This is a genomic window from Desulforamulus profundi (assembly GCF_002607855.1).
Genome location: NZ_AWQQ01000118.1, coordinates 1 through 13,825, shown reverse-complemented (window position 1 = coordinate 13,825; position 13,825 = coordinate 1). Strand labels below are relative to the sequence as shown.

Genomic DNA, 13,825 nt, shown 5'->3' with positions numbered 1-13,825 from the left:
TGCCAAATAAAAGGCCCTGTCAATCATGGCAATGGGATGGTATAGATTACGCTAACCGTTTGTTTCCCTTCAAATCCTCCAGAGACATGGACAGCAGCCGGGTAACCCCCGCTTCGTCCATGGTCACGCCGTAAAGGGCATCCGCCCGTTCCATGGTGCCCTTGCGGTGGCTGACGACAATAAACTGTACTTCAGCGGAAGTACGGGACAAATAGTCGGCAAACCGTTTTACATTGGCTTCATCCAACGAAGCTTCGATTTCATCCAGTACACAAAAGGGGCTGGGCTTATATTTTAAAATGGCAAACAACAGGGCAATGGCCGTTAACGCCCTTTCTCCCCCGGAGAGTAGAGACAGACTTTGATTCTTCTTGCCCGGGGGCCGGGCGGTGATCTCAATGCCACAGGTGAGGGCATCTCCGCCGGTGAGGGACATGGAGGCGCCGCCGCCGCCAAACAGCTGTTGAAACACCGTATTGAAGTTCCGGTTAATAACGGTAAAGGCATTTTCAAATTGACCGGACATCAAACGGTTTAATTCCTCAATCAGCTGTTCCAGTGACATCCTGCTTTCTTCCAGGTCCTGTTTTTGACCCAAAAGAAACCGGTACCGTTCCATCACTTCTTGATATTCCGCCTCGGCACCGGCATTTACCGGCCCCAGGGTTGCCATTTGGCCCTTCATCTCCTGCAAATCCGCTTTGGCCTGCCGCTTGCTGGCAGCGGGTTCTACATGAATTTGCATCGGGTCATCAATGCCGTATTCCGCCAACCTGTTGATTAACAGTTCCAGTTCTGTTTGGTTGCGGGCCTGCTGCAGTTCCAGGGAATGAATTTGCTCCCGGGTCCTCTGCCACTGCTCCTGGAGCCTTTGCCAGCGGTTCTCCAACTGCTTTAATGCCGCCGCCTCAGCCTCATGTTGGGTTTGCTTTGCTTTCAGGTTTGACTGGGCCAGTGTTTGCTCCTGCTCCAACCTTTGTAAATCCAGTTCTAATTGAGACCGCTGTTCTGCCAACTCCCGGGTCCTGTTGTTCAGGTGCAGCAGCAATGATTCGGCTGAAGCAACGGACATCTTTTTGTCCTCGTATTCCTTCTCCAGCCGGTCGGTAATCTTTTGCAGCCCTAACAGCTCCTGGCGCAGTTCCGCCTGCCGCACTTTTTCCTGGTGTACCGTGCCTTCCAATTGGGCCTTTTTGTCCCTGGCGGCTGCCAGCTCTTCCTGGGTAACCGCCAGCTTAACTTGTAATTGTTCCAATTCCTGTTCCAGGACCGCCAGCTTCTCCGCTGCCTCTGTTTCGATTTTCGCCCAGTGTTTTATTTCCTGCTCGATATTGGCAATCTCCCACTGACTCTCCTGGCTGCGCCGGCTGGCCCTGCTGAATTCATCGTTGGCCTTGCTTAACTCCATTTCAGCCGCTTGAAGTTCCAATCCCAGGGCAACCAGTTCCTGCTGGTAAGCCTGAAGCCGACCGGTCAGTTCCCGCTGCCGCAGCTGTCTCTCTGTTAATTTTGCTGTCAGTTCATGGACCTGCAAGTGAAGCTCCTGCACGTTCCGGGCCAACTCGTCCCGCTCCCGGCGGGTGTGCAGCATGCCGCCGGCATTGCGCACAGGGCCGCCGCCGGACAGCGAACCGCCGGGATGGAACAGCTCGCCGGTGAGGGTAACAATCCTCAACCGCTGCTGCATCTGCCTGGCCACTTGAATGGCATTGTCCAGGCTGTCCACCACCACCAGGCGGCCCAATAGCAGTTCCACAACCGGACGGTATTTGGCTTCTGTCTCGATCAGGTGGGCCGCCAGGCCGATGACGCCGGTGAAGCCGAGGGATTTTTTCTCCCATTCGCCGGCAGGGGTTGGCCGCAGTAAATCCAAGGGAAGAAAGGTGGCCCGGCCCATGTTTTGTTTCTTTAAAAATTCGATGGCTGCTTTGGCCTGGGAGGAGGTTTCAGTGACCAGATTTTGCAGGGCGCCGCCCAGAGCCGCTTCGATGGCTGTCTCAAATCCTTTGGGCACCCTGATCAGGTCTGCCACCGCACCGCAAATCCCTGAGGGACCTGCCCGGGAAGCCTTTAACAGTTCCCTCACCGGCTTCATAAAACCACTGTGGGAACTCAGATTCTCTTCCAGCACCTTTAAGCGGGAATGCCTGGCCACCATTTCCTCCTTCATGGAGAAAAGCTGGGATTGGATTTGCGACAGTTCCTGGTTCAGCTGTTTCAGGTCTTCTTCCGCCTGCCGGTTGGCAAGGGTCAGCGCCTGTTTCTGCCGGTCCAGTTCCTCCACCCTGTCCCCGGCGACATCAATGGAGGTGCCAAGGGTTCTCTCCTTCTCCAGGGCTTCCCCGGCGAGCCTGCGCATGTGATGCAAACGCTGACCCAGCTGTTCTTTGCGGTCCGCCGCCTGATTGCGGAGACCCCGCTGGCTGGCCACCTGGTTCAGTTGATCAATTAAATCCGTGTTGAGGTTTTGGAACAGCTCCTGTTTTTCCTCAACCTCCTGTTCCAGCCGCTGCAGAACCTTATCACTGGCGAAGGATATTTGTTTTGCCGTATCCTGCTTTAATTTAACTAATTTGCCTTTTTCCTGATTTAATTCAAAAGCAAGTTTTTGCAGCGCATCCCGGGCTTCCTGCAGCTCATTTTCTACCCTTTGACCCTCGCTCCTTTGGTGGGAAATTTGTTCGTCAACCAGCGTCATTTTGTTCCGGATTCTTTCAATGTTTGAATCAATCACAAAGGCCTGTTCCCTGGCCTCACGGACGCTTTCTTCTATGGTAAGAAGCCTTGCTCTGGCATGCTCCAATTTTTCTTCGATAACGGGTCTCTCGTCTTGAAACTCCCTTTTAACTTGCTCCAACTGCCGGGAAATTTCCCTGGCTTTGGCGGTCAGGTCCTGCCAGTCCCGCTTAAACAATGCCAGTTCCAATCGCCAGGCTTCATCTTCCAGTTTTTTGTATTGCCGGGCCCTTGCGGCCTGCTGGGCCAGCGGTTCGATGCGTCCGGCCAACTCGTCAACAATATCGGTAATCCTGTTTAAATCCTGCTGTGCGGCAGACAGTTTCCGCAGTGATTCTTCTTTCCTGTGGCGGAATTTAACAATCCCCGCCGCCTCTTCAATGACCGTCCGTCTTTCTTCCGGCCTGCTGCTTAAAATCTCATCCACTTTGCCTTGCCCGATAAGAGAGTAAGCCCCGCGGCCTAATCCGGTATCCATAAAGAGGGCCTGGATATCCTTCAGCCTGCAGGGCACCTTGTTGATCAAAAACTCGCTTTCTCCGGAACGGTAAAAACGCCTGGTGATAGAAATTTCCTCATAGGGCAGGGAGAACAACTTGGCGCCGTTGTCCAACGTTAAAGTCACTTCCGCCATACCAACCGGCTTTCGCTTGTCGCTGCCGACAAAGATCACATCCTCCATGCGAGAACCCCTGAGAAGGGAAGCCCGTTGTTCTCCCAGGCACCAGCTGATGGCGTCGGAGATGTTGCTTTTGCCGCTGCCATTGGGACCTACAATGACAGATAAACCAGGATGCAGCTCTAACTTGATGCGGTCGCCAAAGGACTTAAATCCCTGAATATCGATTCTTTTAAGACACAATGCTTCCTGCCCCCTGTTGTCCACAGTGGTTATTTGCCGGCCCCGGTTGGTTTGGGACCGGATGTTTTCAGCCAGTCCAGATGTTTAAAGGCATCCTTGGCTGCCTGCTGTTCGGCTTCTTTCTTGGAATGCCCGCTGCCCCGGCCGATAACGCAGCCCCGGTAGATGACCCCGGCGGTGAAGGTTTTGTCATGGTCGGGTCCGGATTCATCCATAATCCTGTAGATCAAGGGCTCCGGTGAAGTCTGCTGCAGGGTTTCCTGTAGCTCGGTTTTGTAATCCCTGTCCAGTCTGCCCGCCACAACATCTTCAATGATGGGGTTCAGACAGCTTAATACAAAATCCCTGGACACTTCCAAACCCTGGTCCAAATAAACAGCGCCCAACAATGCCTCAAAGGCATCTGCCAGGATGGATGGCCGCTCCCTGCCGCCGGAACGTTCCTCACCACGCCCCATGCGCAGGCAACGGCCCAGGTCCAATCCCCGGGCAACTTTGGCCAGGGAAGGCTCACAAACCGAAGCTGCCCGCATTTTTGTCAGTTCACCTTCAGTGCGGTCCGGAAAGATTTTATACAAATGTTCACTGATGATTAGCTCTAAAACAGCATCGCCAAGAAACTCCAACCTCTGATTGTGACACAACCCGTGTCCCCTGCTTTCATGTACGCAGGAACTGTGTGTCAAAGCCTGAAGCAGCAAGGACGAGTTCTGCCATTTAATGCCAAGCCTGTTTTTAAGGCGATTTATTTGCTCGTCTTGTTTAGACAAATCGTATCACCCGGATCTAAGGTTTGAACTTTTTAAATGCCAGTGTAACGTTATGCCCGCCAAATCCAAAGGAATTGGAAAGGGCCACATCTACCGTCATTTTACGTGCCTGGTTGGGTACAAAATCCAAGTCACAAGCCGGGTCGGGGTTTTCCAAATTGATGGTGGGAGGGACAACATCGTCTCGAATGGCCAGCACCGAGGCAATCCCTTCAACGGCTCCGGCGGCCCCCAGCATGTGCCCGGTCATGGATTTGGTTGAACTGACCACCAGTTTGTAAGCATGATCGCCAAACACTTTTTTAATGGCACCCACTTCGGCAACATCTCCCACAGGGGTGGAAGTGCCATGGGCATTAATGTACTGCACATCCTCAGGCTTCAGTCCTGCGTCTGCCAGGGCCATATTCATGGCGGAGGCAGCGCCGTGGCCTTCCGGGTGAGGAGCAGTAATGTGGTAGGCATCGCAGGTGCTTCCATAACCTACGATTTCAGCATAAATCCGGGCTCCTCGTTTCCGGGCATGTTCCAATGTTTCAAGAATCATCATGGCAGCGCCTTCACCCATAACAAAACCGTCCCGGTTGGCATCAAAGGGCCTGCTGGCACGCTCCGGTTCATCATTGTTTGTGGTCATGGCCTTTGCTGCACAAAAACCGGCAACCGCCAGCGGTGTAATGGGTGCCTCGGTACCTCCGGTGATCGCCACTTCGGCATTGCCCCGCTGGATTAATTTAAAGGCATCACCAATGGCATTGCCGCTGGAAGAGCAAGCAGTGACGGTGGTGATGTTGGGGCCGCGGAGTCCAAATTTGATGGCGATCTGGCCCGCAGCCATGTTCGCAATCATCATGGGAATCAAGAAGGGACTGATCCGGTTGGGTCCACGGTTTACCAGCACACGGCACTGTTCCTCAAAGGTTTCCATGCCGCCGATCCCCGAACCGACAATGACACCGGTGCGCTCCTTATCAAGGGACTCCATGTCCATGCCTGCATCCTCAAGGGCCATGGCCGCTGCAACCACCGCATACTGGGAAAACTTATCCATGCGGCGGCCTTCCTTTTTATCAATATAACCGGAAAAGTTGAAATCCTTAACCTCACCCGCAATTTGCGTGCTGTATTCGGACGGGTCGAACCTGGTTATTCTGACAATTCCGGAGACCCCCGTTGTGAGGGCAGTCCAAAAATTGTCCAGCCCGGTACCAACGGGAGAAATCACTCCCATACCGGTTATAACAACCCGTTTTGACAAAGTCGTTTCCTCCTTACATTCTAGAAAGGCCTGGCTTCAACCTTTCGTATACTACTTTATTTCTGATAAATTTATAATAGTGGAAAAGTCCCGGATTATAAATGCCGGGACTTTTACCATGATTACTGGCGGTCCTGGATAAATTTAACGGCATCGCCAACGGTGCGAATTTTTTCAGCCTCTTCATCGGGAATTTCCAGACCGAACTCTTCTTCTAAAGCCATTACCAGTTCAACAATATCAAGAGAATCAGCGCCCAGATCGTCCACAAAGGAAGCATCTGCGGTTACATCGGCTTCATCAACGCCCAGTTGATCTACAATAATTGCTTTAATCTTATCAAAGGTTGCCATATCATTCACCCCCTTTCGGGATATCATCAATTCTATGAATGCAATGGTTCATTTCGGAGTCAAAGCAAGTTTGGTACCCCGAACCTTACATGACAATTCCGCCGTCTACACCAATGACCTGCCCGGTGATGTAACCGCAGAAATCACTGGCCAGAAAGGCTACCAGGCTGGCCACGTCTTCCGGAGTTCCCAGGCGGTTCAAGGCAATGGAGGAAGTGAGTTTCTCCTTGGCCTCGGCACTCAGGTGTTCGGTCATATCGGTCATAATGAAACCCGGGGCCACTGCATTGACGGTAATATTTCTGGGCCCCAGTTCCTTGGCCATGGTCTTGGTAAGTCCGATGAGACCGGCTTTGGCAGCGGCATAGTTGGCCTGCCCCGGGTTGCCATAGAGGCCAACTACCGAAGAAACGTTGATGATCCGGCCGTAACGGGCCTTCACCATGGGGCGGGCCACCGCTTTAATGGTATTGAAGGCGGATTTAAGGTTTACAGCCATGACCGTATCCCAGTCTTCCTCTTTCATTCTCAGGATTAAATTGTCCCGGGTAATCCCGGCATTATTCACCAAAATATCCACTTTGCCGAATTCTGCAATGGCGGCATCCACCATCTGTTGAACCTGCAGGGTATCAGAAACGTCGGCTTTATAGACCAGCGCCCGGCGACCCAGCTGGCGAATGGCCCCGGCGGTTTCTTCCGCCGCACCGGCTCTGCCGGCATAGTTTACAACAATATCGGCCTGTGCCCCGGCCATGGCCAGAGCAATGGCTTTGCCGATGCCCCGGGAGGCGCCGGTGACAAGGGCGACTTTGCCGTTCAGAAACATTTTAGCCAACCTCCTTGAACTGTGCAAGGACTTTTTCCAAGCTTGCCAAATCTTCTACGTTAAAGGTGTTTATTTCCTTGTTTATTTTCTTCACCAGGCCGCATAAAACCTTTCCCGGCCCTAATTCCACCATGGTGGTGATGCCCTCTTCCGCCATTCTCTGGATGCTGTCTTCCCAAAGCACCGCCCCGGAGACCTGCTTTACCAGGGCATCTCGTATTTCGGGAGCTTTCCGTATGTAGGCGGCGCTGATGTTGGCCACCACCGGGATGTGCGGGTCTTGAATTTCGATCTGTGCCAGGACCTCCGCCAGCCTTTCGCCGGCCGGGCGCATCAGGCTGGAATGGAAGGGACCGCTGACCGCCAGTTCGATGGCTCTTTTTGCCCCTGCCTGGCGGCAGAGCTCCATGGCTTGCTGCAGCGCATCCAATTGGCCGGCAATCACCACCTGGCCCGGACAGTTAAAGTTTACCGGTTCAACCACACTGCGGCTGGCTGCCTCCTGGCAGCAGGCAATCACCTTCTGCCGGTCCAGGCCCAGGATGGCTGCCATACCGCCCGACCCGACAGGCGCAGCTCCTGCATAAACTTACCCCTCTGGCGAACCGCCTTGACGGCATCCGGGAACTTGAGAGCGCCTGCCGCCACCAGGGCGGCATATTCCCCCAGGCTGTGCCCCGCCACCACTGCCGCCTTTAACCCGCACTCCTGCTGCAGCACCCTGTGGACTGCAATACTGACAGCCAGGATGGCCGGTTGGGTATTGACGGTACTGTTCAGTTCCTCCGCCGGACCCTCAAAACATAATTTGGTCAGCCCAAACCCTAAAAAGTCATCCGCCTCTTCCAGGGTATCGCGACAGACCTTAAAATTGCTGTACAGTTCCCGGCCCATTCCCACATACTGGGAACCCTGGCCCGGGAAAATGAAAGCGATTTTTGACAATGTCTAAAACTCCCCTTTGCTCAGCCGGCCGATGACCTGTTCAGCGCCGGTTACAATGTCTTTAATGATCTCCGCTGCCGGTTCGATCCGTTTAATCATGCCGCAGATTTGCCCGGCCATCACGGAGCCTTCCTGAACGTCGCCTTCCACCATGGCCATACGCAGGCGGCCAACGCCCATTTTTTCCAGTTCTTCCACCGAAGCTCCCTGACGTTCTTTTTCTTCAAACTGTTTGGCTAATTTATTACGAATAATGCGTACAGGATGCCCGGTGGTGCGGCCGGTTACCACGGTCTCACGGTCCTTGGCCTTAACCAGCAGCTGTTTAACATTATCATGAATGACACATTCTGTGGCGCACATAAAGCGGGTTCCCATCTGGATGCCCTGGGCCCCCAGGGCCAGAGCTGCCACCAGACCCCTGCCGTCAAAGAAACCGCCTGCGGCAATGACCGGGATATCCACCGCATCCACCACCTGGGGTACCAGGGGCATGGTGCTTAGTTCACCAATGTGTCCGCCGGACTCGCCGCCTTCGGCAATCACCGCATCCACACCGGCCTTGGCCATCCGTTGGGCCAGCGCCACAGAGGGGATGACGGGAATGACCTTGCTGCCGACTTCCTTCAGCCCGGGAATGAATTTCCCGGGATTGCCGGCGCCGGTGGTCACCACCGGTACTCTTTCACGAATGATTAACTGCATGTTTTGTTCTACAAAGGGAGACATCAGCATGACGTTTACCCCAAAGGGTTTGTTGGTAAGGCCTTTGGCTTTTTTAATTTGTTCCTCCAACCATTCCGTGGGAGCATGCCCCGAACCAATAATGCCCAAACCACCGGCCTCGGAGACTGCCGCGGCTAGCTCTGCGGTGGAAACCCAGGCCATACCGCCTTGTAAAATCGGGTATTCGATTCCCAGTAAATCGCACAATCTGGTTCTCAGTTTCATTACTCTCCCTCCCCTTTACTCCACTTTAGAACAACGCCACCGGAGGTCAATCCCGCTCCAAAAGCCACCATGACGATGTTATCTCCGGCCTTCACCCGCCCGGACTTAACTGCCTCATCCAGGGCCAATGGAATGGAAGCCGAGGAAGTGTTCCCGTAGCGGTCTAAATTGACCATTACTTTTTCCATGGGAAGCTTCAGCTTCTTGGCCGCGTGTTCGATGATGCGTATATTGGCCTGGTGCGGTATGAGCAGGTCGATATCCGACAGTTCAAGGTTGGCAGCTTTGATCAGGTTGATGGACTCTTCCTCCATGACCCTGGTGGCATAACGGAACACTTCTTTGCCGTTCATATGAACGTAATGAAGTTTTTGCTCGACGGTCACCGGGTCGGCGGGTATTTTTGAGCCGCCGGCAGGAATATAAAGGTGTTCCCAACCGGATCCCTCGGCGCTTAATTTGCTGGCCAGGATGCCTTCCCCGGGAGCCACCGGGCCAACAACCACAGCGCCGGCCCCGTCGCCAAACAAGACACAGGTGTTGCGGTCTTCCCAGTTAATGATTTTTGATAAAGCTTCCGACCCAATGACCAGAATTCGTTTCATGGCCCCGGTGGCAATAAACTGGGAGGCAACGGTGAGCCCGTAAACAAACCCGCTGCAGCCTGCTTCCAAATCAAAGGCCCCTGCGTTGGACGCCCCCAGTTCCATTTGCACCAGACAGGCGCCGGCGGGAATAATCATATCTTTGGAACAAGTGGTGAGAATGATTAGGTCCAGTTCTTCCGGCTTTACGCCGGCGTCTTCCAGCGCATTGCGGGACGCCCGGGCAGCCAGGTCCGCTGTGGACAGGGCCGGGTCGGCGATTCTCCGCTCCCGGATGCCGGTCCGCGTTCTAATCCACTCGTCGCTGGTATCTACCATTTTTTCTATCTCTTTATTGGTGAGTATCCGTTCAGGCACATAACTCCCCACACCCAGGATGCCCGCCTGAATCAGGTGGTTGGGCATTTAATTGTCTACCCCCTTGCCAATCTCTTTCTCTAAGCTTGCTTTAATGGCCGGCACCAGCCTTTGTTCAACCGTCTCCTTGGCTACCCGGACGGCATTTTTGATGGCCCTAGCCCGGGAACTGCCATGGCTGATGACGGATACCCCGTCTACCCCCAAAAGCGGCGCCCCGCCATATTCAGCATAGTCCATACGGCGTTTAAAACCACTCATAATGTGCATAATTCTTTCCCGGCCAAGGATATCTTCCAGTCTTCCCAATTCCTGCTGAAACATCCCCAGAATGGACATGGCGAGGCCTTCCGCCGACTTTAAAACCACGTTTCCCACAAATCCATCACAGATGGCAACATCGCTGGTGCCCAGGAAAAGATCTCTTCCTTCCACATTGCCGACAAAGTTAATCTCCGCTTCCTTCAGCAACTGATAGGCCGCCAGGGTCAATTCGTTGCCCTTGGTTTCCTCAGCGCCGATGTTCAGCAGCCCCACTCTGGGATTGGGAAGTCCCAGCACCTTTTCGGCGTACAGGGATCCCATTACCGCAAACTGTTTCAGGTGCTGGGGCCGGCAGTCCACATTGGCTCCTACGTCCAACAGGGCCACCACCCCCCTGGCTGTGGGCAGCAGGGTACTGATGGCCGGTCGGTCAACACCTGCAATGCGACCTAAAATGAACAAGGAAGAAGCCATCTGCGCTCCGGTACTTCCTGCAGAAACCACCGCGTCCGCAGTCCCTTCCTTGACCAATTGAGTGGCCACAACAATGGAAGAATTCTTCTTCTTACGGATGGCGTTGACCGGATGTTCATCCATTTCCACCACTTCCGGGGCGTGCACAATGGATATCAGGCCCCCGGCAGCATCCCCGTCCAATTCCCGTTGTATCTTTTCCTGATCACCGACTAAAATTATATGAACACCTAATTCATGGGCGGCATCCCTGGCGCCACGGACAATTTCCATTGGCGCGTGATCGCCCCCCATCGCATCTAAAGCAATTCTGGTCATTGGTTACCCTCCTCATGCAAGGCAAATACCGTGAAGATTCCTTCAAACACAATCGCTTCCTGTACCCTGGAAATCACCTTAACCATGGTTTTATTGCCCCTTTGGCTGCTTACCTCTGCCCTGGCCATCACCTGGTCGCCGGCCCTGACCGGGAGCTTAAACAGCACCCTTGCTGCACCCGTCAAGGCAACTTCAGCGTCAATGACGGCCACGGCCAAGGAATTTGCCTGGGCAAACAGGTGGTGGCCCCTGGCGACTAAATTTTTGCGAAAGCTCATTTCCGGACCAATCTTTAACATAGAAACGCCATAATGACCCACCTGGATATCCAGCAGTTCCCCCACCAGTTCATCACTGCCCAGGGAACGCACCGGGCGACTGGCCTGCAGGGCTGTTTTCATGCGCTCTCGAAGTTCCGGGATCTGCAGTTCGGAACGGTCCAAACGAATGGTCTGAATGCTGACCCCGAACATACCTGCCAGTTCCTCATCTGTCAGCAGGGGGTTATTGGCAAGGTATCGGGCGAGCTCACTTTGTCTCAGGTTTTTGGCTTTTCCACCTCTGGCCATTTATGTTACCACCATGAATAATTTAGTACCTGGTACTAATTATAACCCAAATACTGCTTGTAATGCAAACTTTTTTCTATTATTCTTCCAAAAAAGTAAAAACCCTTTCTCGTCAATTGAGAAAGGGTTCATATTTATCACTACTTATCGGCTGCCGCAACAACTTTGCGGTTTTTGTAATAACCACACTCAGGGCACAGATGATGCGGTTGGATCAAGGCACGGCACTGCGGGCAGGCTACCAGGCTGGGGGCTTCCAACTTCATATTCATAGCCCGGCGCTGTCTTCCCCGGTGCTTCGCAAGTTTCCTCTTCGGTACACCCATTTTCTTACACCCCCTTCAAAAAGTGAAAACTTATGGTTGAAATTTTTTAAGTACTGCCAACCTTGGGTCACTGTCATCCATTTGGCAATTACACGGTTGAACATTCAAGTTAGCGCCGCACTGCTGGCACAGGCCCCGGCAGTCCGGTGAACAAACCAAACGCATGGGGATTTCAATCAAAAGTGATTTAATGACTTCTGATTCAATATCAAGGGTATCCCCGCCGAATCCGATCAAATCAGAATCAGGATGGTTGGTGAAATCATCCTCCACCCTGGTATAAACCTCTTCCAGGGAACCCTGCAGTTTCAACTCGAAGGGCTCCAGGCAGTTGGCGCAGATGGTGGAAACGGTTGCCCGGGTCATCCCCTTGACCTGAAAGAGATGATTCCGGTTCACCACCTCTCCGGCGGCTTCTACGGGCGTAACAAAGGTAAAAACCTGGCCGTTTACTTCGACGGCTTCCAGTTTCTTGCTAAGATTGAAAGAAAGCTTTTCACCGGGTGCGTTCCTGATGCGGAGAATATTAATTTTCACGGGTTCACAGTCACCTCAATATTTAACAAAATTCATTATATAAAGCGGGTTCTTATTTGTCAAGGAAAAATCCTGTATATGGGGTAAACTCCTCTGACCTGGTCTAAAGTAAAGGTTTTCCATTTATATATAGTGTTAGGGGCCTTGTCTAATCTTATGCACGGGGTGATTGCTTTGCTGCCGAAAAAATCCGGCTTACCATGGGACTGCGCAAACAAGAGGCTTTTTCTCTTGTCTGGATCGCCCTGGCGGTGTGTTTTGTGCTGGGAATGGCGGTGCAGCCGAAGATTGTGTACGACGGTTCCGTCAATGGGCTGAAGGCCTGGTGGAATATTGTCTTTCCCTCCCTGCTGCCTTTTTTATTGCTTCTGAAATATTGATGAAACTTGGTCTGGTGCGTTTTATGGGCCTACTGCTGGAACCCGTCATGCGACCGCTTTTTAATGTGCCGGGGGCCGGGGCCTTTGTCATGGTCATTGGTTTTACCAGCGGCTTTCCCATCGGCAGCATGGTGACCGCCAAACTCAGGCAGCAGGGTCTCTGTACCCGGCTGGAGGCCGAGCGTTTAATGAGTTTCACCAACAATTCCAGCCCGCTGTTCATGCTGACCGCTGTGGCCGTGGGCATGTTCGGACGGCCCGACCTGGGTGTGGTGATCGCCGGCTCCCATTACCTGGCCAATCTCCTGCTGGGTTTTTTACTGCGCTTTTACGGCCGCCATGAGCCCCAATCAAACAACCCCTCTCCTACGGCCTGGTCCCTGCGGCAGGCTTTCAGGGCATTGCTGCAGCAAAATCCTCAGGAAAGGCAGCCCCTGGGCCAGCTGCTGGGCGAGGCGGTGGCGTCCTCGGTGACCAAGCTGCTGAATATCGGTGGCTTTATCATTTTATTTGCGGTGATTATCAGGCTGCTCAAGCATGCCGGGGTCATTGATTTGCTGGCTTCCTTGCTGGGCCTGGTGTTACTCCCTTTGGGTTTGTCACCGGAAATTTTAACGGCCCTGGCCAGCGGGTTCTTTGAAATGACCATCGGCACCAAACTGGCATCCGAAGCCGCCGCTCCGGAAGCACAGCGACTGATGGCGGTGGCCATGATCCTGGGTTGGAGCGGGCTTTCTATCCACGCCCAGGTGGCCAGCATGATAGCCAGGACCGATATCCGCATGGGGTTATTTGTGGCCACCCGCATCGCCCATGCAGCCCTGGCCACCTTTTTTACCCTTGTATTTTACAGACCTGACGGGTCGGACCCAACGCTACTGCCGGTACTGGCACCGGTGCTTAATCTTTTTTCCTACTCTCCCGTCTCGGTCATAACCCTTTCCTTCATCACCATGGCCATCTCTTTACTTTTGTTCGTCCTGCTTGGCTTCACCCTGCATTTTGCCTGGCGGATTGGCAAAATATTTTACCGTTAGTTTATTAATTTTCCCTGACAAAAAAGGTATTAGGGGCTTTCCTGTGGAAGAAACTAGGAGGGTGTTGAAAAAACCCCTTTAAAACCCTAATTTTACTTCTTTCAAAAAATAAAATTTACATTAATTAACAGTAGTGACCCACTTTTTTTAGATTTTAAGACGAAAACTAATATTTTTGAGTATATTACCTCCCATTTTCCAGTATTTGTCATGCAATTGGGCGCACTTATCCTATAATCGCAGGTAATGGCTCT

General features: G+C 53.0%; 13 protein-coding genes and 1 pseudogene. 2 read left to right on the top strand and 12 right to left on the bottom strand.

Annotated features, from left to right (window positions below):
* Positions 1–46: 46 nt before the first annotated feature.
* The 12 genes and pseudogenes from smc to P378_RS16620 all read right to left on the bottom strand — a co-directional run bounded on the left by smc (position 47) and on the right by P378_RS16620 (position 12,154).
* Positions 47–3,598 carry a chromosome segregation protein SMC gene (gene smc, locus P378_RS16675; protein WP_099084015.1) on the bottom strand — a complete coding sequence of 1,184 codons (3,552 nt, stop codon included), beginning with the start codon at positions 3,596–3,598 and terminating at the stop codon, positions 47–49.
* Positions 3,599–3,627: 29 nt separating this feature from the next.
* Positions 3,628–4,368, bottom strand: a complete 741-nt coding sequence (rnc, locus tag P378_RS16670; RefSeq protein WP_099084014.1) for a ribonuclease III — start codon at positions 4,366–4,368, stop codon at positions 3,628–3,630.
* A 16-nt stretch (positions 4,369–4,384) separates the two neighbouring features.
* Positions 4,385–5,626 (bottom strand): beta-ketoacyl-ACP synthase II, encoded by a 1,242-nt coding sequence (gene fabF / locus P378_RS16665; protein ID WP_099084013.1) that lies wholly within the window; start codon positions 5,624–5,626, stop codon positions 4,385–4,387.
* Positions 5,627–5,748: 122 nt separating this feature from the next.
* Positions 5,749–5,979 carry an acyl carrier protein gene (gene acpP, locus P378_RS16660; RefSeq protein WP_099084012.1) on the bottom strand — a complete coding sequence of 77 codons (231 nt, stop codon included), beginning with the start codon at positions 5,977–5,979 and terminating at the stop codon, positions 5,749–5,751.
* An 85-nt stretch (positions 5,980–6,064) separates the two neighbouring features.
* Complete coding sequence (gene fabG, locus P378_RS16655; RefSeq protein WP_099084011.1) at positions 6,065–6,808, bottom strand: 3-oxoacyl-[acyl-carrier-protein] reductase; 744 nt, start codon at positions 6,806–6,808, stop codon at positions 6,065–6,067.
* Position 6,809: 1 nt separating this feature from the next.
* Positions 6,810–7,753: pseudogene (fabD, locus tag P378_RS16650) on the bottom strand (ACP S-malonyltransferase).
* 3 nt (positions 7,754–7,756) lie between these two features.
* Positions 7,757–8,704, bottom strand: a complete 948-nt coding sequence (gene fabK, locus P378_RS16645) for an enoyl-[acyl-carrier-protein] reductase FabK (RefSeq protein ID WP_099084010.1) — start codon at positions 8,702–8,704, stop codon at positions 7,757–7,759.
* A complete protein-coding gene (locus tag P378_RS16640) occupies positions 8,704–9,714 on the bottom strand; it encodes a beta-ketoacyl-ACP synthase III (protein ID WP_099084009.1) in 1,011 nt (336 codons plus the stop codon). Before P378_RS16640 ends, fabK begins: the two co-directional genes overlap by 1 nt.
* Positions 9,715–10,722, bottom strand: a complete 1,008-nt coding sequence (gene plsX, locus P378_RS16635; RefSeq protein ID WP_099084008.1) for a phosphate acyltransferase PlsX — start codon at positions 10,720–10,722, stop codon at positions 9,715–9,717.
* On the bottom strand, positions 10,719–11,291 hold the full coding sequence (gene fapR, locus P378_RS16630) for a transcription factor FapR (protein ID WP_099084007.1): 573 nt from the start codon (positions 11,289–11,291) through the stop codon (positions 10,719–10,721). The genes plsX and fapR overlap by 4 nt, the downstream gene beginning before the upstream one ends.
* A gap of 140 nt (positions 11,292–11,431) precedes the next feature.
* Positions 11,432–11,617 carry a 50S ribosomal protein L32 gene (gene rpmF / locus P378_RS16625; protein WP_099084006.1) on the bottom strand — a complete coding sequence of 62 codons (186 nt, stop codon included), beginning with the start codon at positions 11,615–11,617 and terminating at the stop codon, positions 11,432–11,434.
* 30 nt (positions 11,618–11,647) lie between these two features.
* Entirely contained in the window at positions 11,648–12,154 is a 507-nt protein-coding gene (locus tag P378_RS16620; protein ID WP_099084005.1) for a YceD family protein, read from the bottom strand.
* Between the two features lie 200 nt (positions 12,155–12,354).
* On the opposite strand from P378_RS16620, the gene P378_RS22385 reads away from it, so the two are divergent.
* Entirely contained in the window at positions 12,355–12,534 is a 180-nt protein-coding gene (locus P378_RS22385) for a hypothetical protein (protein WP_238473368.1), read from the top strand.
* Between the two features lie 23 nt (positions 12,535–12,557).
* The gene (locus P378_RS16615; RefSeq protein WP_238473367.1) at positions 12,558–13,571 is read left to right on the top strand and encodes a nucleoside recognition domain-containing protein; all 1,014 of its coding nucleotides are present in this window, start codon (positions 12,558–12,560) and stop codon (positions 13,569–13,571) included.
* The last annotated feature ends 254 nt before the right edge of the window (positions 13,572–13,825 follow it).

What these genes read in the sequence shown, in the direction of transcription:
- fapR (WP_099084007.1), bottom strand. Translation starts at nt 11,291, where the DNA reads ATGGCCAGAGGTGGAAAAGCCAAAAACCTGAGACAAAGTGAGCTCGCC.
- fabG (WP_099084011.1), bottom strand. Translation starts at nt 6,808, where the DNA reads ATGTTTCTGAACGGCAAAGTCGCCCTTGTCACCGGCGCCTCCCGGGGC.
- P378_RS22385 (WP_238473368.1), top strand. Translation starts at nt 12,355, where the DNA reads ATGGGACTGCGCAAACAAGAGGCTTTTTCTCTTGTCTGGATCGCCCTG.
- P378_RS16615 (WP_238473367.1), top strand. Translation starts at nt 12,558, where the DNA reads ATGGGCCTACTGCTGGAACCCGTCATGCGACCGCTTTTTAATGTGCCG.
- plsX (WP_099084008.1), bottom strand. Translation starts at nt 10,722, where the DNA reads ATGACCAGAATTGCTTTAGATGCGATGGGGGGCGATCACGCGCCAATG.
- P378_RS16640 (WP_099084009.1), bottom strand. Translation starts at nt 9,714, where the DNA reads ATGCCCAACCACCTGATTCAGGCGGGCATCCTGGGTGTGGGGAGTTAT.
- rpmF (WP_099084006.1), bottom strand. Translation starts at nt 11,617, where the DNA reads ATGGGTGTACCGAAGAGGAAACTTGCGAAGCACCGGGGAAGACAGCGC.
- fabK (WP_099084010.1), bottom strand. Translation starts at nt 8,704, where the DNA reads ATGAAACTGAGAACCAGATTGTGCGATTTACTGGGAATCGAATACCCG.
- acpP (WP_099084012.1), bottom strand. Translation starts at nt 5,979, where the DNA reads ATGGCAACCTTTGATAAGATTAAAGCAATTATTGTAGATCAACTGGGC.